Annotated in this window: 20 protein-coding genes and 1 pseudogene; 8 read left to right on the forward strand and 13 right to left on the reverse strand. The window is 64.2% G+C overall.

Annotated features, from left to right (window positions below; translation table 11 throughout):
• The 4 genes and pseudogenes from QCE73_RS07380 to QCE73_RS07395 all read right to left on the reverse strand — a co-directional run.
• Window positions 1-160 (reverse strand): annotated as a pseudogene (locus QCE73_RS07380) (porin); the annotation flags it as partial.
• A 568-nt stretch (window positions 161-728) separates the two neighbouring features.
• Window positions 729-1,004, reverse strand: a complete 276-nt coding sequence (locus QCE73_RS07385; protein ID WP_035507855.1) for a hypothetical protein — start codon at window positions 1,002-1,004, stop codon at window positions 729-731.
• A 94-nt stretch (window positions 1,005-1,098) separates the two neighbouring features.
• The gene (locus QCE73_RS07390; RefSeq protein ID WP_309880464.1) at window positions 1,099-2,244 is read right to left on the reverse strand and encodes an aromatic ring-hydroxylating dioxygenase subunit alpha; all 1,146 of its coding nucleotides are present in this window, start codon (window positions 2,242-2,244) and stop codon (window positions 1,099-1,101) included.
• A 137-nt stretch (window positions 2,245-2,381) separates the two neighbouring features.
• The gene (locus QCE73_RS07395) at window positions 2,382-3,302 is read right to left on the reverse strand and encodes a LysR family transcriptional regulator (protein ID WP_035507882.1); all 921 of its coding nucleotides are present in this window, start codon (window positions 3,300-3,302) and stop codon (window positions 2,382-2,384) included.
• 96 nt (window positions 3,303-3,398) lie between these two features.
• Here QCE73_RS07395 and QCE73_RS07400 point away from each other — a divergent pair, with 96 nt between their 5' ends.
• A complete protein-coding gene (locus QCE73_RS07400) occupies window positions 3,399-4,328 on the forward strand; it encodes an EamA family transporter (protein WP_309880465.1) in 930 nt (309 codons plus the stop codon).
• Window positions 4,329-4,357: 29 nt separating this feature from the next.
• Here the strand turns inward: QCE73_RS07400 and QCE73_RS07405 are convergent, their stop codons facing one another.
• A complete protein-coding gene (locus QCE73_RS07405) occupies window positions 4,358-4,999 on the reverse strand; it encodes a DUF938 domain-containing protein (RefSeq protein WP_309880466.1) in 642 nt (213 codons plus the stop codon).
• Between the two features lie 346 nt (window positions 5,000-5,345).
• Here QCE73_RS07405 and QCE73_RS07410 point away from each other — a divergent pair, with 346 nt between their 5' ends.
• From QCE73_RS07410 to QCE73_RS07420, 3 genes are all read left to right on the forward strand, one after another.
• Window positions 5,346-5,912, forward strand: coding sequence for an ankyrin repeat domain-containing protein (locus QCE73_RS07410; RefSeq protein ID WP_309880467.1), 567 nt, complete (start codon window positions 5,346-5,348; stop codon window positions 5,910-5,912).
• Window positions 5,913-6,058: 146 nt separating this feature from the next.
• Complete coding sequence (locus QCE73_RS07415; protein WP_309880468.1) at window positions 6,059-7,246, forward strand: hypothetical protein; 1,188 nt, start codon at window positions 6,059-6,061, stop codon at window positions 7,244-7,246.
• 31 nt (window positions 7,247-7,277) lie between these two features.
• Window positions 7,278-8,513 (forward strand): MFS transporter, encoded by a 1,236-nt coding sequence (locus QCE73_RS07420; RefSeq protein ID WP_187604676.1) that lies wholly within the window; start codon window positions 7,278-7,280, stop codon window positions 8,511-8,513.
• 635 nt (window positions 8,514-9,148) lie between these two features.
• Here the strand turns inward: QCE73_RS07420 and QCE73_RS07425 are convergent.
• Window positions 9,149-10,531, reverse strand: a complete 1,383-nt coding sequence (locus QCE73_RS07425; protein WP_309880469.1) for an FAD-containing oxidoreductase — start codon at window positions 10,529-10,531, stop codon at window positions 9,149-9,151.
• Between the two features lie 210 nt (window positions 10,532-10,741).
• On the opposite strand from QCE73_RS07425, the gene QCE73_RS07430 reads away from it, so the two are divergent.
• Both QCE73_RS07430 and QCE73_RS07435 read left to right on the forward strand, forming a co-directional pair.
• A complete protein-coding gene (locus QCE73_RS07430; protein WP_309880470.1) occupies window positions 10,742-12,055 on the forward strand; it encodes a cation:proton antiporter in 1,314 nt (437 codons plus the stop codon).
• Window positions 12,052-12,669 carry an AAA family ATPase gene (locus QCE73_RS07435; RefSeq protein ID WP_404989736.1) on the forward strand — a complete coding sequence of 206 codons (618 nt, stop codon included), beginning with the start codon at window positions 12,052-12,054 and terminating at the stop codon, window positions 12,667-12,669. Before QCE73_RS07430 ends, QCE73_RS07435 begins: the two co-directional genes overlap by 4 nt.
• 6 nt (window positions 12,670-12,675) lie before the next feature.
• On the opposite strand, the gene QCE73_RS07440 is transcribed toward QCE73_RS07435, so the two are convergent.
• The 3 genes from QCE73_RS07440 to QCE73_RS07450 form a co-directional block, all read right to left on the reverse strand.
• Entirely contained in the window at window positions 12,676-13,785 is a 1,110-nt protein-coding gene (locus QCE73_RS07440) for a saccharopine dehydrogenase family protein (RefSeq protein ID WP_035507875.1), read from the reverse strand.
• Window positions 13,786-13,941: 156 nt separating this feature from the next.
• Window positions 13,942-14,397: an Lrp/AsnC family transcriptional regulator gene (locus QCE73_RS07445; protein WP_035507846.1), complete on the reverse strand. Its 456-nt coding sequence runs from the start codon at window positions 14,395-14,397 to the stop codon at window positions 13,942-13,944.
• Between the two features lie 145 nt (window positions 14,398-14,542).
• Window positions 14,543-15,433, reverse strand: a complete 891-nt coding sequence (locus QCE73_RS07450; protein WP_309880473.1) for a LysR family transcriptional regulator — start codon at window positions 15,431-15,433, stop codon at window positions 14,543-14,545.
• Window positions 15,434-15,596: 163 nt separating this feature from the next.
• On the opposite strand from QCE73_RS07450, the gene QCE73_RS07455 reads away from it, so the two are divergent.
• Window positions 15,597-16,115 (forward strand): Spy/CpxP family protein refolding chaperone, encoded by a 519-nt coding sequence (locus QCE73_RS07455; protein WP_035507844.1) that lies wholly within the window; start codon window positions 15,597-15,599, stop codon window positions 16,113-16,115.
• A 119-nt stretch (window positions 16,116-16,234) separates the two neighbouring features.
• Entirely contained in the window at window positions 16,235-16,663 is a 429-nt protein-coding gene (locus QCE73_RS07460) for a PGDYG domain-containing protein (protein ID WP_309880476.1), read from the forward strand.
• Here QCE73_RS07460 and QCE73_RS07465 read toward each other — a convergent pair.
• From QCE73_RS07465 to QCE73_RS07480, 4 genes are all read right to left on the reverse strand, one after another.
• Entirely contained in the window at window positions 16,660-17,025 is a 366-nt protein-coding gene (locus QCE73_RS07465) for a DUF3022 domain-containing protein (protein ID WP_035507842.1), read from the reverse strand. The two genes, QCE73_RS07460 and QCE73_RS07465, sit on opposite strands and share 4 nt — an antisense overlap.
• Before the next feature lie 40 nt (window positions 17,026-17,065).
• Complete coding sequence (locus QCE73_RS07470) at window positions 17,066-17,857, reverse strand: YhfC family intramembrane metalloprotease (protein WP_309880477.1); 792 nt, start codon at window positions 17,855-17,857, stop codon at window positions 17,066-17,068.
• A complete protein-coding gene (locus QCE73_RS07475) occupies window positions 17,858-18,946 on the reverse strand; it encodes a LacI family DNA-binding transcriptional regulator (protein WP_187605054.1) in 1,089 nt (362 codons plus the stop codon).
• A gap of 104 nt (window positions 18,947-19,050) precedes the next feature.
• A complete protein-coding gene (locus tag QCE73_RS07480; RefSeq protein ID WP_309880479.1) occupies window positions 19,051-20,019 on the reverse strand; it encodes a D-glycerate dehydrogenase in 969 nt (322 codons plus the stop codon).
• Window positions 20,020-20,168 lie beyond the last annotated feature (149 nt).

Consider the following 20,168-nt stretch of genomic DNA (forward strand, 5'->3'; position numbering starts at 1 on the left):
CCGGGGTCGACCTGTTCAGGTTCGTCTGGCTGCTTTGGTAGACGATCGAATCGTCGACGATACCGTACAGCGTGACGCTGCTTTGCGCGAATGCCGGCGCGGCGGCTGCAAACGCCGTGGCTGCGACGACTGCGGCCTTGGTCAACGTGAAACCCTTCATTTTTTCTCCTCAAGCGGTGGGCAATGACTTGCGTGCGAGTTCTGGAACCGGTGCCGCGTTGGCGACTTCGTTATGTTTCAACTCGTAACTTTTATCGCTGGCAAGTGTATGGCTTACAGACCGAATGGGAAAGAAAGTCGCGCGTTGGTGTCGTTTTTTTTCACTGTCTGGTTAACCAGTATTTTCTGGCTTGCAGATATTGGGCAACCGGGCACGAAACTGACAACAGACTGACAGAAACGTGGCGTGTCGACGGCTCCGATGCGACCGTTCGATGACGTGCCGGACGGTTAAAAAGGATCGTCCGTTCGTGATAAAGCGACGCGCGGCTCGGTGCGCAAGGCTCGCGCGCTTGCTGCATCTCAAGAGGCCGGTTGTGCCGTTTGAAGTGGGAAGAAAGGAAGGCCGAAACAGAGGGCCGAGAACCGCTGACCCGCGTACGCGCGTTATTCAGGCGACGAGAAGCACCGGCGCATCGCAAATATTTTGAAAGCTACCCGACGATGCCCCGACGCGAAAATGAACATCGGACGAACGTGGTGCAAGCTTGGTCCGCCCGATCGAACGGTCAGTGCTCGATCTTCGAGCGCAGTTCGCGCGCCGTTTCGAGCAACCCTTCATAGCCCGAGCGCGCGTGCGACGGCAGGTCCGGATCGCCGACGAGCGTGCCGAGCGTCTCGATGATGCTGTACAGAATCCCCTTCGCCGCGCCGGCCGCCATCTTGCCCGCGGCGTAGGATTCGTCGACGTGCGATATGGCCGCATCGAAATGCTCGACTTCGGGATGCGCGTCTCCGATACCCGATGCGTCGTCATCGCGCGGCTTGGTCGGGTCGCTATTCATGATGATGGTCCTCCGTGTGTGGTCTCTGTCTTCTGTATAGCGCCACCGCGGGCAGCGTGCAATCGGCGCAACGCCGCACATCTCGGGAAACGGGCTATTCCTGGATCGGCTGGATGAAGTGCACGCGGCGCGCGTCGCCCGTGCTTCTGCCCGCGCCGTGCGGCACGCCGCACTCCGTCAGAAGCGCGCGCAGTTCGATGATCACCGGAAACACCTCGTGATTGTGGTCCGCGCCCTGCCGGTCATGCGCCTCCTGCTCGCGCTCGACGATCCATCGATCCTCCTTGAAGATGCGCTCGGTAAACCACACGAGCAGCGGCCAGGCGGCATCGAGCAGGCCGGGAATCTTCGGGCGGCGGATCGACAAGAGACCAAACGTGCGGTTCGTGCGCTGCTCGGCGTCGAGCGGCACATAGGCGATCCACAGATCCATCACCATGGTGTCGTCCTTCGTGCGGATCTTGAGCGTCTGGTACGGATAGTCGGTGCGGATCGTCATCACGTCCTTATCGCTATCGTCGGGCTTCGCGTTGCGCTTTTCCCCGAAAACGAGCGCCTCGCCGATGGGCTGCTTGCCCGCCTCGCGCGCGAAGATGTAGTCGACTTCGACCCAGTCGTCGCCGCGCCGTCTGCCGAGCGAACGCGCGCGCATGCTGCCCATCTGTCGCCGATGCAGGAACTGATGGTTCATGTCCATCAGGTTTTCGTGCATGAAGGAATAGTGGCACTTCACCTCGCGGCCGAAGCGGCGCGTCTTGTAGGCGCGATCGGAGGCGGAGCCGAGCTCGGGAAACTTCGCGGCTTCGGCGCGCGCCGGGTCGCCGGTGAATACGAAGACGAGTCCGCCCGCTTCGCGGCACGGATATCCGCGCACGCCGTTGGGCAGGCGCTCGCGGCCGAGATAGGGAATATCGGTGCAGCGGCCGGTGCAGTCGTAAGTCCAGCCGTGATAGCAGCAGCGAATGGATTCGCCATCGACGACGCCCGCGGACAACGGCACTTGCCGATGCGCACAGCGGTCTTCGAGCGCGAACACCTTGCCCGACGCGGTGCGCACGAGCACGATCGGATCGCCGGCGAAGCGCACGGCGAGCGTATGGCCGGCCTTCACCTCGCGCGACCATGCGAGCGGATACCAATGATCGGGATGAATGTCGACGCGGCGCAGATCGCGCGGCGGCCTCGTCGGGGTATCGACGGAACCGGCTTCCTGCTCGCCCTGCGGTAACGCTGCGTGCATGTACGACGCCTCCGTTGAAAGGAGATCGGATTGAGCGCCGCATCCACATGCGACGCAATGAACGACCATTCGCAGTCTACACGGCGACGATCATTTCGGCGCGTGCCGAATAGCCGGGCGATGCCCACGCGCGCACGTCACGTCGCCTGCCCGAGATGCGCGTGCAGATGATCGATGAGCGCGCGCACCTTCGGCGGCAGGAAGCGATTGGGCGGATAAAGCAGCCACACCGGACCCTGATAGGCGCGCGCCTGCAATTCCCAATCCGCGAGCAGGGCCTCCACGCTGCCCGACGCGAGCGCATCGCGGGCGGCGAATTCCGGCAGCGTCGCGATGCCGAGCCCGCCTTCGGCCGCTTCCAGCCGCGCGCCCGCATGATTGGCGATATAGCGCCCGCGCACCGCGACGGTCACCGTTTCGCCGCTTCGGGTGAAGCGCCAGCGATTGTCGTCGGCGGTTTCGCCGAGATGGATGCAATCGTGATGCGCCAGCTCGCGCGGATGCAGCGGCACGCCGCGTTCCCGCAGATACTCCGCCGCTGCGCACAACAGCCAGCGCACGCGCCCGAGCGGCCGCGCGGCGAGTCCTTGCGGGGGATGATTCGTCGCGCGGATGACGAGATCGACCTCGCTGTCGAGCGGATCGATGTCGTGATCGGTGAAGACGAGTTGCAGATCGACGTCCGGATATGCCGCGAGAAATGCCGGCACGAGCGGATGAATTACGGATTTTGCATACGCTGTCGGCGCTGACAACACGACGCGCCCCTGCGGCTTGCCCGACGATTGCCCCGCCGCATCGACCGCGCCCGATGCGGCCGCCGCCATGTCGCGGCAATGGCGATACACCTGATACCCGGATTCGGTCACGCGAATCTTGCGGGTCGAACGTTCGAGGAGACGTGTGGCGAGCGCCTCTTCGAGACGCTTGATCTGGCGGCTGACTGTCGATGGCGTGCTGCCCAATTGCCGCGCCGCGACCGAAAAATTGCCCGCATCGACGACGCGCGCGAATACGGCCATATCGGGCATGAGGTCGAAGAGATCGGCTGGATTCATTTGTGCGTTCGCGATCATAAAGCTGTGCGCCAGAACCGGATTATCGCTTCGCTCGCATCATTCGACAATGACGGCTATTCCTGACGGAGACGCCGCATGACCATCGAATCGTCCGCCCGACGCCTGCTTCCCCTTTCCGATCTGCTGCTCTTCGTCGTCGCGATGGTGTGGGGCAGCAGTTACGGCATCGTCAAAACCGCGCTCGCGTTCTCCCCGGTGCTCGCGCTGCTCGCATTGCGCTTCGGCATCACGTTCTGCCTGCTTGCGGTGAACCTGCGTCATCTGCGGCACGCGAGCGCGGCGACGTTGCGTGGCGTGCTCGTTCTCGGCCTGCTGCTGCTCTCGATCTTTCTCGCCGAAACATTTGGTGTTTTGCATACGCGCGCCGCGAATGCCGCGTTTCTCATCAGCTTGTGCGTCGTGCTGACGCCGCTCGTCGAATGGGCGATGCTCAGGCGGCGTCCCGGCGCGGCGGAGTGGCTCGCGGTCGGCGTGTCGTTCGCGGGCGCGTGGCTGCTCGCGGGCGATGGCACATTGTCCTTCGACTTCAATTTCGGCGATGGCCTCATCCTCGTGGCCGCCGTGCTGCGCGCGCTGTCGGTCTGCGTGACCAAGCGCGTGATGCGCGCGGCGCCCCTGCCCGCGCTCACTGTGACGGCGGTGCAGGCGGGCGTCGTCGCGTCGGGAAGCGCGGCGATCGCCCTGATGTTCGCGCCGTCGCAATGGCAGCCCTTGCCCGCGCTCGCCGGTCACGGCATGTTCTGGGGCTCGGTGCTGTATCTCGTGTTCGCATGCACGCTCTTTGCATTCTTCGCGCAAAACTACGCGATCGGGCGTAGCAGTCCGACGCGCGTGTCCCTCTTGATGGGCAGCGAGCCCGCATTCGGCGCGCTCTTCGCAAGCGCATGGCTCGGCGAGCATGTGTCGATGGCGGGCTGGATCGGCGGCGGGATGATCGTCGCGGCATCGCTGATGGCGACCGTGCCCTGGCGCGGTGTGTTCGTGGCGCGTCCGGGCGAAGCGTGAACGCGCCGTGAAGGCGGACCGCTTTACGCCTACTTTTCGAACACCACGCTGAAGTTATTGGCCGGCATCGCGACCGTCTCCACGAGCGTCAAGCCGGCCTTCTCTCCCAGCGCCGCGACCGCTTCCATGTCGCGCACGCCCCAGCGCGGATCGCGCGCGCGCAATTGCTGATCGAAGGCCTCGTTGCTCGGCGCGGTATGCGCGCCGTTGCGCCGATACGGCCCGTACAGATACAGCACGCCTCCCGCAGCGAGGCGCGCGCCCGCGCCGCGAAAAAGCGACTCGGCGGCCTCCCACGGCGCGATGTGGATCATGTTGATGCACACGATGGCCGCCACATGTCCGATGCCCCAGTCGTCGTTCAGCACGTCCAGTGCGAGCGGTGCGTTCAGGTTCGCGAGTCCTGCGTGCGCGCGCCAGGCGGCGATGGAATCGCGCGCATCCGCATCGGGATCGCTCGGCTGCCAGACGATATCCGGCAGCGCAGCCGCGCAATGCACGGCGTGCTGTCCCGTGCCGCTCGCGATTTCCAGCACGACGCCGCTGCGCGGCAGCACGCGCGCGAGGACCGATAGAATCGCATCGCGATTGCGCTCGGCGGCGGGCGCGCGGCGGCGCACGGCGTTGTCCGAATGTGCGGTGTCGTCGGACCCGGGTGGTGCCTGATTCATATTCGTTGGCACATGCGTGCGCGTAAAGTGAAGTCGCATCGAGCCTAACGGGACGTGCGAAGAAGCGTCAAGCAGCACGCTCTGCCCGCAGGAAACATCACTGCCATGGCGCGATTCCTGCTGACTCGCCCCGCGGAAAAGCGCGGATCGCAAGCAAACCTGTGTATGCTCCCGGTTGATCCCGCGTCCGCTCTCGCATTTTGCATGAATACGTATTGCATGCCGAATGCCAAATTGAATGCATTCGATGCGCATGCAATATTCAAGCGCGACCCGACATGCGCGCCGAAATGCATCCCGACAAATTCAGGCCCGCGCACGCGGCGCGATCGAAATGGAGTGAATCATGCAGCACGATCAGAACCGGAACGCGGCAAAGCAATCGAACGACGGCCCCGACGACGACATGATCGCGTTCGCGAGCGAAGTGTTCGATGTCGCCCGCCGTGGCGATGCGACGATGCTCGATGCGCTCCTGAACAAGGGCTTGCCGCCGAATCTGAGCAACGACAAGGGCGACAGCCTCGTGATGCTCGCGAGCTACCATGGCCACGCGAACGCGGTGCGGGTGCTGCTCGAGCACGGGGCCGACGCGAACCTGCGCAACGATAATGGCCAGACGCCGATCGCGGGCGCCGCGTTCAAGGGCTTCACGGACGTGATCGAAACACTGCTCGAACACGGCGCGGATGTCGAAGGCGCATCGCCCGATGGACGCACCGCGTTGATGATCGCGGCGATGTTCAACCGCGTCGAGATCGTCGACTTGCTGATCGCGCGCGGCGCCGATCCGGATGCGCGTGACGCGGGTGGCTTCTGTGCGCGGGACGCCGCCGAGAAGATGGGCGCGCCCGATACGGCGGCACGACTTGAAAGATCATCGGATGAGCGGACGCGGCCGCCTGAAGCGTGAGGGCATTCAACCGGCACAATGTTCCTTGCATGCAGAATTCAGTCCGCTGAACGAACGACGCCTCGCGCACGTCGAATCGACCTGACAACCACCGATCCAACAACGAACCAGACAAGCAGGTGACCCGGAACCATGGAGCTTTTGCGATGACAGGCGGTATCCCGCATCGGGGTGATGCGTCGCCGATCGACCTTCACGCGCCTGCGCGAGCGCGTCGGGTGGACAGCGCCTTCAATGCAGCCGCAGCTTCGATGCTGCGCGTGGCTGCGTTCATCGTCGCGATTGCGCGCACGTTGCGCGCGCTGCGTCTCACCGCGAGCATTTCGATCGCCGCCGCGCTCGCGCTCTCCGCATGCGGGCTGATGCCCAAGCAGGTGCCCGCGCCGATCGTCGAGCACTCGTATATTCCGGCGCCCGATGAAGCCGGCTCCGGCGAGCCCGAAGAGCCCTTGCCCGCCGTGCAGGCGCCGGAACCGGCGTCCTCAGTGAAGCCCGCGCCCGCGCCGAAGCCGAAGCGCCGCGTCGTGAAGCCGAAACCGCCGGAACCGGCCGTGGCGCCGCCGCCGGAACCGCCCGAGCCGCCGCCTCCGCCGCAGATCATCTCGACGCGCATCATGCAGCACGATCAGTTGCACGGCCTGCTCGATGCCGAGGTGCAGCGTCCGGACGGCAAGGTCGTCGGCCGTGCGGTGGACATGTATATCGACGGATCTGCGAAGCCGAAGCTCATGATGGTGAATCTCGCGGGCTTCCTGGGTGTCGGCGACCGCAAGGTCAATTTTCCGTGGACGGCCTTCCGCTTCACGCCGAATTCGAAGACTGCGCCGATCACCTTCGTGCCGCCCCCGCCGCCCGCGAAGGGCAAACCGGCCGATCCGGTGCCGAAGCCGCAACCCGTCGCGGAGGCGCCGGCGAATTTCATGCAGCTCGTCGATTCGACGGTGGCGCAGAAGAACGGCTCGCGCATCGGACGCGTGGTGGACGTGCTCGTCGATGCTCAGGCGCAGCCCCAGGCGCTCGTGCTCGATCTTTCCAGCTCGCTCGCGGGTGACAAGCGGCATGTCGCGGCCAACTGGGGCGACCTGCATGTGCTCTCACGCAACAAGCAATGGCAACTGCAGATGGATTTCAACGACGCGCAATTGAAGGCCGCGCCGACCTACTCGCCCGAGCAGCCGATCAAGATCGTGTCGCCCGTCGTGCCTGCGCCGGCTTCGGCGGCGAGCGCGGCGTCGGCGCCGGCTTCGTCGGGCGCGGCCGGGGCCGGGGCGACGGGCACACCCGGCGCGGCATCGGCGCAGGTACAGGCATCGGGCGCGCGCCCGGCCAGATAACGGATAACGAGATCGAGAACCGATTCACAACATGGTAATTGCACGCAGTCTGCGCGCGCTCGACTGGCTGAACTTCTTCGTCGCCAACGTGCAGACCGGCTTCGGCCCTTTCATTGCTTCGTACCTCGCGGCCAACAAGTGGACGCAGGGCGAGATCGGCCTGATGCTTTCCGTCGGCACGATCAGCGCGATGGCGAGCCAGTTGCCGGCAGGCGCGCTCGTCGATGCGATGCGCAACAAGAAATTCGCCGCGCTTTCCGCGATCATCGCGATCATCGTGAGCGCGCTCTTGCTCGCCGCGAGCCCGACGTTCGTCCCCGTCTTCGCCGCCGAAGTGCTGCACGGCTTCGCGAGCTGCATGCTCGTCCCGGCGATGGCGGCGATCTCGCTCGCCCTCGTCTCACGCGCCGATCTCGGTGACCGGCTCGGTCGCAATGCGCGCTGGGCGTCGATCGGCAGCGCGCTTACCGCTGCGTTGATGGGCGCGTTCGGCGAGTATCTGTCGCTGCGCTCGGTGTTTTTCCTGACTGCTGCGCTCGCGGTGCCGGCGATTTTTGCGCTGCGCATGATTCACTACGATGCGCCGCCCGTCGTGCCGCGCGCACCGCCCGGCAAGCCCAAGCTCACGCCCGAGGGCGAGGAGCGCGAATCCTTGCGCGATTTGCTGAAGGACAGGCGGCTTTTGATTTTTGCGGCGTGCGTGGTGCTGTTTCATCTGTCAAACGCGGCGATGCTCAATCTCGCCGCCGGCGAAGTGACCGCGCACATGGGCGACAACGTTCAACTCGTGATTGCGGCGTGCATCATCGTGCCGCAGTTCATCGTCGCGGCTTTGTCGCCGTGGGTCGGACGACAGGCGCAGAAGTGGGGCCGCAGGCCGGTGCTGATCCTCGGGTTCTGCGCGTTGCCGGTGCGCGCGATTCTGTTTGCGGGCGTCAGCAGCCCGTATCTGCTCGTGCCGGTTCAGATGCTCGATGGCATCAGCGCGGCGGTGTTCGGGGTGATGCTGCCGCTCATCGCGGCGGATGTCGCGGGCGGGCGCGGGCATTACAACCTGACGATCGGGTTTTTTGGACTTGCGGCGGGTGTTGGGGCGACGCTTTCGACGGCTGCGGCCGGGTTTGCCGCCGATCGTTTTGGTACTGCGATGAGCTTCTTCGGACTCGCCGGGGCGGGGGCGCTCGCGGTTTTGATGGTCTGGCTTGCGATGCCGGAGACGCGGACCGCGCATGGGGTGGTTGAGGGGGAGGTTAAGCCTTCGGTTTAGGGGTTGTTTTTTTCGCGTTCGCCGGATCCCGTCATCGTGGTGGTCTATTAGCACTGCCCCTGTGCGGGGCGGCAGTCACTTTCTTTGCTGCTGCAAAGAAAGTAACCAAAGAAACAGCTTCTCACCGCCCGCGGTCACACGCACGTTGGCCATGCTTGCCAGCCGCGCGTGGCCCTCGCCTAAGTGTCGCCCTCGAAGGCCCAATCGGGCTTGGCTCGCGCACGGTCTGTCACATCGCACCACACACCAAACTGGTTCAGCACAAAATGGCTCCAGCCCGCTTCGCGGCCGACGGGTCAATCGGGTGCGCGCGCTCCCTCTTCGGTTTCCCTCGCAGACCCAACGGCAGCGCGTAGCGCTGTGCCGAAGCTCTTTCGTGCTGAACCAGCGCGCTAAAACACTTGGTGCGGCAGACCGTGCGCGAGCCAAGCCCGATTGGTCCTTCGAGGGCGACACTTAGGCGAGTGCCGCTTCCTGCTGGCAAACATGGCCAAACTGCGTGTGACCGCGGGCGATGAGAAGCTGCTTTCTTTGGTTACTTTCTTTGCAGCAGCAAAGAAAGTGACTGCCGCCCCGCACAGGGGCAGTGCTAATAAACCGACACGATAACGGGATCCGGCGAAAGCAAAAAAACCTCACCCCAACGGCCTCAACCCCTCAAGCAAAGTAGGAATCAACTCACTCACCGTCGGATGAATGTGCATAGCCCGCTGCAAAGTCATAAACGGCGCATCCGCATTCATGATATCGATGAACGTATGAATAACCTCATCCCCTTCGATGCCATAAATCGCCGCACCTAAAAACCTCTGCGTCCTAGCATCGACGAGCGCCTTCATGAAACCATCGGTTTCACCGCGCTCTTTCGCGCGTCCCACCCGCGACATCGGCATGGTCGCAATCAGCGCCGCGCGGCCGTCCTTGCGCACCTCTTCCTCACTCATCCCCACTCGCGCGAACGGCGGATCGACGAACACCGCATAAGCCATGATGCGCGTATCGACGCTTCGCGACTCCCCATCGAGGAGATTCGAAGCGATGATCTCGTAGTCGTTCCACGACGTATGCGTGAACGCACCACGCCCGTTGACATCGCCGAGCGCATACACGCCTTCCACTTGCGTGCGCAACTGCCCGTCCACATCGATCATGCCGTGCCTGTTCACCGCGATGCCCGCATGTTCCAGACCGAGATCGTCGGTGTTCGGCGTGCGTCCCGTCGCGAAGAGCAGATGCGACGCGTCGATGGTTTCATCGCCGCAAACGATGCGCATGCCACCCGACGACGGCTCCACGCGCCCGATCTGCGCCCCGAACCGGAACACGACACCCTCGCGCACGAGCACGTCCTGCATCGCGCGCGCAACGTCTTCATCTTCACGCGTCAGAATGCGCTCGCCGCGCACGAGCAAGGTCACGCGGCTGCCGAAGCGCCGGAACATCTGCCCGAATTCGAGCGCGATATAGCTCGCCCCGACGATCACGAGATGCTCGGGCACTTCGGTCAGTTCGAGAATCGTCGAATTGGTCAGATACGGCACCCGTTCGAGCCCATCGACCTTCGGCACCACCGCGCGCGTGCCCGTGTTGATGAAAACGAGATCGGCGTCGATGTCCTGAGTCGAGCCGTCGCTCGCCTCGATGGAAAGCGTATGCGGCGCCGTGAAGCGTGCATGTCCCCTGAATACCGTGACGTTCTTCGTCCCGCGCAGCCACTTCTCGATGCCCGTGCGCGAGCCTTCGATCACCTCGTCCTTGCGCGCCTTCACGCGCGCCATGTCGATGGTGATATCACCGCCGATCATCACGCCATACTGCGCCGCCGTGCGCGCGACATGCGCGGCGCGCGCGCTCGCGACGTACGTCTTGGTCGGCGTGCAGCCGACATTCACGCAAGTGCCGCCGAACAGATGCCGCTCGATCACGGCCGTGCGCTTGCCGCTTTGCGCGAGCCGCACGGCAAGCGGGGAACCGCCCTGCCCCGTGCCGATGACGACTGCATCGAAATGCTGTGCCATGCTGGGTTCTCCGTGCGAATGAAGCAGATGACGAATCGCGATGCCGCCATCGAAATGCATCTTACGCGCAAGTCGATGAACAGTCAGACACGCTGTCCAAGGCGTGCCCCGCGCAAACGGGCATGGCGCGTGCTGTCGCTGTTACGAACGTGACGCGCGTCACGGCGCGCGCTCCGCTCAACCATCAGCACACGAAGTCCGAAGGCATTCATGATCGAGACGATCTGGTTTCTCGTCGTCGGCGGCGTGCTCATTTTCATGGGCCTTGCCAGCTCGACGTTCAAGCGCCTGCCGATCAGCACCGCGATGTTCTATCTCGCGATCGGTTTCGCGATGGGCCCCGGCGTGGCCAATCTGCTGACGCTCGACCTCGCGGCCGATGCAACCGTTCTGAGGCGCATCACCGAAGTCGCGATGCTCGTGTCGCTGTTCGCGATCGGCCTGCGGCTGCGCGTGCCGCCCATCGACCGCCTCTGGATTCTGCCGATCCGGCTCGGCTTCGTCGCGATGGTGCTCACGGTCGCCGTCCTCACGCTCTTTGCCGCATATGCGCTCGGGCTCAACTGGGGACCGGCGCTGCTGCTCGCCGCGATGCTCGCGCCGACCGACCCCGTGCTCGCCCACGACGTGCAGGTGGAAGCACCCGGCGACATCGACTTGCTGCGCTTTTCGCTGACGGGCGAAGGCGGGCTCAACGACGGCATCGCACTGCCCTTCGCGCTGCTCGGCATCGCGGTGTGCAATGTCGAGGCGACCCCGAACCAGGCGTCGCTCGGAAGCTTCGCGTTGCAGGCGATGTGGGGCATCGCGGGCGCGCTCGTGAGCGGCTGGCTGCTCGGCGCCTTGTCGGTGCGGCTCGTCGCCTATCTGCGCACGCGTCACGGCGAAGCGCTCGGGCCGGAAGGTTTCTACGCGCTCGGGCTGATCGCGCTGTCGTATGGCGTCGCCGAGTTGCTGCATACCTATGCGTTTCTTGCGGTCTTTGCGGCCGGCCTCTCGATGCGCCGTGTCGAGCAGAAAGAAAGCGGCGGCAAGTCCGCGCGCCAGGCGGTCGGCAACATCGACGCAGAGGATGTCGGGGCCGCCGCCGCCGATCCGGCGCGCGCGCACGCGTTCATGGCCGAGCGCGTGCACGGCTTCACGATCGAGCTGGAACGCATCGCCGAAGTGGCGGTCATGCTGATGGTCGGCGCCGTGCTCGCGACGATGTGGCGCGACCTGCTCACCTGGAAAGCGGCTGCGCTCATCGTCGCGCTATTCTTCGTGTTGCGGCCCGCGGCGGTCGAGGCATCGCTGATCGGCTCGCATGCGACAGGCGCGCAACGGCGGCTCATGAGCTGGTTCGGCATACGCGGCGTCGGCTCGTTCTATTATTTGCTTTATTCACTCGAGCATGCGCCGCGTGACGTGGCCGCGCCGCTCGTGCCGCTCGTCATCGCGACCATCGTCGCTTCGGTGATCGTGCATGGCATCACCGCCACGCCGCTCATGAACCGTTATCAGCGCGCGCGACCGGATGAATGAGCGTCGCAACTTCTGTCGAGGACCGATCAGGCGTGAAGTATCTGATTTTTTTCTGCGGTCATGCCGGCACCGGCAAGACGACGCTCGCCAGGCAGCTTTTCGCGCCGCTCATGCAGGCGACCGGCGAGCCCTTCTGCCTGCTCGACAAGGACACGCTCTACGGCGCCTACAGCGCGGCAGCGATCGGTGCGCTGACCGGCGATCCGCACGATCGGGACAGCCCGCTTTTCATCGAACATTTTCGCGATCCCGAGTATCGCTGTCTCGTCGATACCGCCGCTGAAAATCTCGCGCTCGGCGTGAGTGTCGTGATCGTTGCGCCGCTCACGCGCGAGGTGCGCAGCGCACGCCTCTTCGATCGCGCATGGCTCGGCATCGATGACGATGTCGCCATTCGCGTCGTCTGGGTGCATGTGGATGAGCGCGTGGCGCGCGAGCGCATCGTCGCGCGAGGCGATCCGAACGATGCGTACAAGCTCGCGCATTGGGAAGAATATCGTCAGCGGCTCTTCGCGCCGAACGCGGCGCTCGCGCAGACGCTCGTCATGTTCGACAACACCGCGCCGTCCGATCAGGCGCGCGACGCATTGCTCGCACGCCTGATCGCAACGTAGCGAAGCTCAGGCAGCGGCCAGTTGCCGCGCCGTCACCACCGCGTTCGCGCCTTCGTACAGCTTGCCGAAGCGGTTGTTGAGGAACGCGTCGAGCGGCACCTGCTCCTGACGCACGAAGCCGCTTTGCGGCAGCACGCCTTCGCGGAAGAGATCCAGTTCCGCGCAGATCGCGCCGGCGGTCGTGATCTGGATCGCGCTCATCGGCAAGCCGCACACGTCCTTCGCGAAGATCTTGCGCGTGAACACGTCCTGCACGAGTTGTCCGCGACGCATGCCCGTCACCGTGACGAAGATCAATACGACATCCTGCGCCGTCGATGGCACCGCGCGCTTCAACATCGTCTTGAGGCCGTCGCGGTCGGATGACATGCGCAGATCGTCGAGCAGGAATTTCATCAGGTCGCGATGCCCCGGATAGCGCACCGACTTGTAGTCGAGCGACTCCACCTTGCCCGCGAGCGTTTCGCACAGCGTGCCGAGTCCGCCCGACGTATTGAATGCCTCGTACTCGATGCCATCGAGCGAAAAATGTTCGACGCCTTCGAGCGGCTGCACCCATTGCGTGCGACCTTCGCGGATCGCCTCGCAGGGCTGGCAATATTCATTAATAAGGCCGTCGATGCTCCAGGTGAGGTTGTACTTCAGCGCGTTCGTCGGAAACTCGGGCAGCGCGCCGACGCGCATCTTCACCTCGCGCACGTCGTCGAGACGCTTCGCCAGATCGTGTGCGACGATGCCGATGAATCCCGGTGCGAGCCCGCATTGCGGCATGAACGCGAGTTCGGAATCGTCGGCGATCGCGCGGATCGCGTGGGTGGCGCGCACATCCTCGGTCAGGTCGAAATAATGCACACCTGCCGCTTTCGCCGCCGACGCGACATTGATCGCGAGGTAATACGGCAGCGCGTTGACGAGCGCATCGAAGCCGATCAATGCCTGGCGCAGCGCGGGCGTGTCGGCGGAATCGACGCGGCGCGTCGGGATGCCTTGCGCATCGAGAAGCGCGAGCGCGTGCTCGTCGCGATCGAACGCGACGACGTCGAAATCCCCCGTTTCACGCAGCAAATGGGCAATGCTTTGTCCGATCAATCCGGCGCCGACGAGGGCCACTTTCATATTCATCTCCTTTATGTGTGCGGATGGCGGGCGATCCAATGCCCTTCTTCACACAGTTTAGGAGCGCGCGAATACTGATCCTAGACGCAAAATGATGCGCTTCGACGATGCTTTTCGTCGTTTCGACGATCGAACGCTGCGATATGTAGCGAAAGCTCAGCCGACACGATCGATCTTCCGCGCGAGGATGATGGAGGTCGTGGTCCGCTCGACGCCTTCCAGCGCGCCGATCTCGTCGAGCAGGTCGTTGAGCCTGTCGGGCGAATCGGCGCGCAGCCATGCGACGTAATCGAATTCGCCGCTCACCGCGCAGAGCAACTGAATCTCCGGCATACGCGCAAAGCGCTTCTGCAGATCGCGGCCGTACTTCGGCGTGAGCTTGATGCCGACATACGCCTGAATGCTCGCATCGAGCACGTCCTGCCCGAGCCGCACGCCGTAGCCCGCGATCACGTCGTTCTTTTCGAGCCGCGCAATGCGCGCGATGACCGTCGTGCGCGCGACGCCCAGTTGCCGCGCCAGATTCGCGACGCTCTCCCGCGCGTTCATCTGCAAAAGCGCGACGAGATTGCGATCGATGTCGTCGAGCTGGTCGAGGCGCGGCGGTCTCATGTGTGCGTCTCCGTTGGCATCTTTTGTTTTGCGTTATGCGTTTCGAATGCCATCTGGCATTCGGCGTTTTGTGTTTTGCATTATCGCCGAGACGTCGTGAAACGAATCCCGTATCACACGATCGCGCGATCACACGGTCACGCGATCACACGCCGAGCTTCGTCACCATGAAATCGACGAAGCTCGCGAGCTTGGGCGTCGCGCGCGTATCGCGTGGATAGACGAGATGCGCGGGAGACGGTTTCGGCAGGCAATCCTGCAGCACGGCGACGAGCGCGCCGCTTTTCAGCTCGTCTTCGACGAGCGCATGCGGCTGAAGCACGAGACCGAATCCCGCGAGCGCCGCCTTTCTGAGCGCTTGCCCGTTGTTCGCGCGAAAGCGTGCGGACTGCGTGCGATGCGCGTGCATGGCGTCATCTTCGCCTTCGAGCCGCCAGCCCGCCTCGCGGCCCAGATGCACGAAACCCAGGCACTCGTGACCCGCGAGATCAGCCGGCGTCGCGGGCGTGCCCGCGCGTGCGAGATAGGCAGGCGACGCGCACACGGTCATCGCATACGGCTTGAGCGGACGCGCGACGAAGCTGGAATCGGCGAGCGTACCGATGCGCACGGCCGCGTCGAAACCCTCTTCCACGATATCGACCATGCGGTTGGTCAGATCGAGCTCGACGCTGATCTGCGCGAACGCCGCGAGAAACTCGGTCACGGCGGGCGTGACGAACTGCACGCCGTAGGTGAGCGGCACGGTCACGCGCAATACGCCACGCGGCGTCGCGCTCATCGACTCGGCGAGCGAATCGGCTGCATCGACTTCCGTCAGAATGCGACGACAGCGCTCGTAGTATTCGCGGCCGATTTCGGTCAGGCTCTGACGCCGCGTCGTGCGCACGAGAAGCCGCGCATCGAGCCGCGCTTCCAGCGCCTGAAGATGCTTGCCGGCCATTGGCGCGGATATCGAAAAGCGCTCCGCCGCGGCGCTCAGGCTCCCCGCCTCGACGATGGCGACGAAGACCCTCATGCTCAACAAGGTATCCACTGCGTTTTTTCCAGAGACGTTTCGAATGTAAGCAGTTGTGGCAATGCAGGCGAATTCGCATGCAATCGTGATACTAATATCCGCCGATGGCGTGCTCATCGCGCTGCCTTTCAGCGCAGCTTACGAAGCACGCCGCTCTCCATATCGATCGAAGGTAACCCGAATGAAAAGAACACTCGTTGCATTGGCCGCTTTCTGTGCTTTGAGCCCGGTTTTCGCGCAGACGTCCGCGCCCGCCGCGGCGTCGGCGCCCGCCGCGCAGACCGCGGCATCCGCTCCGGCCGCCAGCAAGCGCGAGGCGCGCGTCGAGGAGCGTATCGCGGATCTGCATTCGAGCCTCAAGATCACGCCGCAGCAGGAAGATCAGTGGTCGAAGTTCGCCGACGTGATGCGCGACAACGGCCGCACGATGGCCGATCTGTATCGTCAGCGCATCGCGCAGCGCGACACCATGTCCGCGCTCGACGACATGAAGCAATACGAGCAGATCACCCAGGCGAACGCGGACGGCACGAAGCGCCTCGTCGAAGCTTTCGAGCCGCTTTACGCGAGCCTTTCGCCCGAGCAGAAGAAGCTCGCCGATACGAGCTTCCGCGACGAACACGGCAAGGCGAAGCACACCCACGCGCATCGTCGTCCGCATGCGGCGGGTGCGGACGCGGCATCGACGACGAAGCCCTGAACGGTCGTCGAACCGGAAAGCCCGCATCGCGCGATGCGGGCTTTTTTTCGTGCGACGGGTGCACAATGGCGCGATTGCCGTTACGATCCCGCTCCGCCAACGTCACTCCGGATCGCATCATGCTCAATCTGTCCAAACTCGATCTCGCCACCGATCCCGCCGCACGCCGCGTCGTGAAAGACGAAGCCGTCGCCGTCGAATTCGCCGCTGCATCGGGCGAACTCATGAGTCTCGAAGGCCCGAACCGCTATGCGAGCGGCGACGCGATCGTCACGGGCAGCAGCGGCGAACGCTGGGTCGTGTCGCGCGAGCGCTTCGATGCCAAGTATGTGCCCGAAGGCGGCATCGCGCATGGCGAGTCGGGCACTTATCGCAACCATCCGAGCGTCGTGCTTGCGAAGGAGATGCACGAGCCCTTCTCGATCGCACGATCCACGGCCGGCGACATCCTCACCGGCGACGCCGGCGACTGGGTCATGCAATACGCGCCGGGCGACTATGGCGTCGTGAAGGCGGCGCGCTTCGCGAAGGTCTATCGCGACGCTTAAGCGAAGTCCTCGCCCATCTCGATGTCCACTTCGCGCGGCACGGTCTGACCGTCCGCGTACATCTCTTCGAGCGATCCGAGCGTCGCTTCCACATACGCGCGCAGCACCGCATAACTGCGCGCGTGCATGCGCGGCGGCATCGCACGATAACGCGCGAGCGCGGCCGGATCGAAGCGCACGTCGATGGTGATGCGCCGCGCGCTCGACCCGAAACGCATCGCCACGTAGTGAATCACGAGCGAGGTCCGGCCCTCGTCGTCCTTACGTTCGGCGAACTGCGTCTGCTCGGGAAAGAGATCGCAGATCACGTGCGCGAGCATGTCGATGTCCGCGCTCGGACAGTCGTATTGATAGTCGTCCATTCGATATCGAAATCCGATTGAAGCGCTCGCCCGGCCGCGCTCAGGCGATCCGGGCGGCAGCGCGCCGATAGTAGCGCACGAGCGCCACCGCGACGATCACGCCGAGCACGAGATACACGGCGTCGGCGGCGATGAGCGGCACGAGCCGCGCCTGAAACAGCGCGGCAGGCAAGCCGACGAGCGCATGCGCGACGATGAGAAACACGAGCGCATGACGCGAGCGCTCGCGCAGCATCTGCCACATCAGCGCGGAAAAGCCGAGTTGCAGCACGAAGGCGCTTGCGCGTTCGACGATGAAGATGCCCGCCGACAACGGCGACAGGCTCATCAGCACCAGATGAATGCGTGCGAGCGCTTCGAGCGGCGCGCTCTCGAAGTGCGCGTCGAGCGTGCCCCGGTTCGCAAGCACCGCATAGACGATCCATTGCACCTGCACGAGCACGCCGACGATCCACGCTTCCGCCCCGCCGTGCCCGATGCCGTAGCCGAGCGCGGGCCCGTGACGATCGAGCGCGCCCGGCTCGCGCGAAATGAGCCATTTCATCGCGAGAAAGCGTCCGACTTCCTCGCACAGACCCGCCGCGATCGCCCCGTAGATGACGAATATCGCGGGATTCACGAGCCACGCCGACGTGACCGGATTGCTCAGCATGAAGCCGTGCAGCGCGCGTTCGATGACCATCGCGAAGAGCGCGAACACGGCGATGCCGAGAATCGCCTCGCGCGGCACGATGCCGAAACGCGGCCGCAGCTTCGTGTACAACACGATGGGCATCGCCGCGATGATGAGCGTCGCGAGCGCGAGGCTCAGCAACGTCGAAACACTGACCATTCAGATTCCCTGTGATGCTTGTTGCACCTGTTGCGTTTCCCGTGTCGTCGATGCGCGCACGACGAGTTCGCCCGGCAGCAGACATTCGCGCGCGGGCATCGCGGCGCCGCCGAGCCGCTCGTGGAGAAATTCGACCGCACGCCGGCCGATATCGTACGTCGGCTGGCGCACTGTCGTCATGCCCGCGAGTTGCGCCCATTCGGAATCGTCGATCGACATCAGCGCGACGCTTGCCTGCCAGTCGGCGCCATGACGCTCCTTCAGATGCACCGCGACGCGCAGCGCAACCGGCCCGTTCGCGGCGAAAAGCGCGACGCGCCTGCCCGCCGCTTTCGCCGCCGCGACGCGCGTGTCGAGTTCCGTGAGTGCGGGCGATGCATCGGCGAGATCGATCACGAGCGTCGAGCCGCTTGCATCGAGCGCGGCAACGGTCTCGCGAAACGCGGCTTCGCGCAGACGCCGCGAGCTCACGTGCGTGACGGGCTGCACGATGAACAGCAGCTCGTCGAAACCTTCATCGACGAGATGACGCGTGGCGAGCTGCACGGCGGCGGGATTGTCGAGCCCGACCATATCGGTGATGAAACCATCGACGGAACGATCGACGAGCACCACCGGAATGCCGCCTTGCGCGAAGCCTTGCAGCAGTTCTTCCTTCACGCCGAGCGCGTTGACGATCACGCCTTCGACGCGATACGTCGTCAGCAGTTGCAGATAGCGCCGCTCCATGTCGATTTCGTTGGCCGCGTGACAGATGAGCGGCATGTAGCCGAGCGCGTGACACGCGGCCTCGACGCCTTGCAGCACTTCGACGGAATACGGATTGGTCAGGTCGGCGAGCAGCATGCCGATCAGACGATTGCGGCCGCGCTTCAGGCCGCGCGCCATCTGATTCGGCCGATAGTCGAGCTTCGCGATGGCCGCTTCGATGCGCTCGCGCAAGTCGGGCGACAGCACGCCCATCTCGCCGTTCAGATAGCGCGAGATGCTGGTTTTGCCGGTGCCGGCCTCGCGGGCGACATCGGTGATCGTCGCGCGACGCGCGCCGTAGGCGGCCGGGCGGTTGGTCAATGTGGGATCGTCGGACATAGTGGTCTTGGGCACGCGCTTCGCCTTGAAGCCGGGCGCGATGCCGTCATTATCGTTCTCCTCGCATCGCGCATGTTAGCGCATGCCCGCCCGACGCCGCGCTTTCAGCGCCCGAGCGCGTCGCGATTGACGATGTTCTGCGTGAGCGTGCCGTCGAGTGCGCCGATGAGATTTTCGGCGGCATTGCGCGCCATCGCGTGACGCGTTTCGTGCGTGGCCGAGCCGATATGCGGCAGCGCGACGACGTTCTTCATCGCGATGAGCGGCGAATCGGCGGGCAGCGGTTCCTGCTCGAACACGTCGAGGCCCGCGCCGCGAATCGTGCCGTTCTTCAGCGCTTCGATGAGCGCGGTTTCGTCGACGGTCGGCCCGCGCGATGCGTTGATCAGGATCGCGCTTGGCTTCATCTTCTTCAGTTCGTCTGCGCCGATTAGACCGCGTGTTTGCTGCGTGAGCGGCACTTGCAGGCATACGAAGTCGGATTGCGCGAGCAGTTCATCGAGCGTGACGCGCTTTGCGCCGAATTCTTTTTCCGCCTGCTCGTTTGCGCTGCGGTTCGTGTAGAGCACGTTCATGCGAAAGCCGAGCGCGGCGCGCCGCGCGACCGCTCCGCCGATGCGTCCGAGACCGACGATGCCGAGCGTCTTGCCCTGTACGTCGACGCCGAAGCACGCCTCGCCGATGCTCGATTTCCAGTGGCCTTGCTTCACCCATTCGGCGAGTTCGACAACGCGGCGCGCGCTTGCCAGGATCAGTGCGAAGACGGTGTCGGCGGTGGATTCGGTTAGCACGTCGGGCGTGTGCGTGAGCACGATGCCGCGGCGCGTGAGGTCATCGACGTCGAATTGATCGTAGCCTACGGAGATGGTCGATAAGGCTTTCAGCTTTGTGGCGCCTTCGATCATGCCGGGGGTGATTTTCACGCTTGCGCCGATGGCTCCGTCGGCGGTTTTTAATGCTGCCACGAAGGCAGCATGGTCGTTTGGATCGACGTTCACCACGTCGGCGGTTTTGCGAAGGTAGGCTTCGATGTCGCTTGGTAAGGCTTTGTAGACTACGATCGTTTTTTTCATGGGGTTTTCTTCGGGTTGGGCTTTTGTGGAATCCTGAATTCGTGTCGGTCTATTGGCACTGCCCCTGTGCGGGGCGGCAGTCACTTTCTTTGCTGCTGCAAAGAAAGTAACCAAAGAAACAGCTATCCCCAGCCTAAGCACTTCACACC

Source organism: Caballeronia sp. LZ029, assembly GCF_031451275.1.
Lineage (GTDB): Bacteria > Pseudomonadota > Gammaproteobacteria > Burkholderiales > Burkholderiaceae > Caballeronia > Caballeronia jiangsuensis.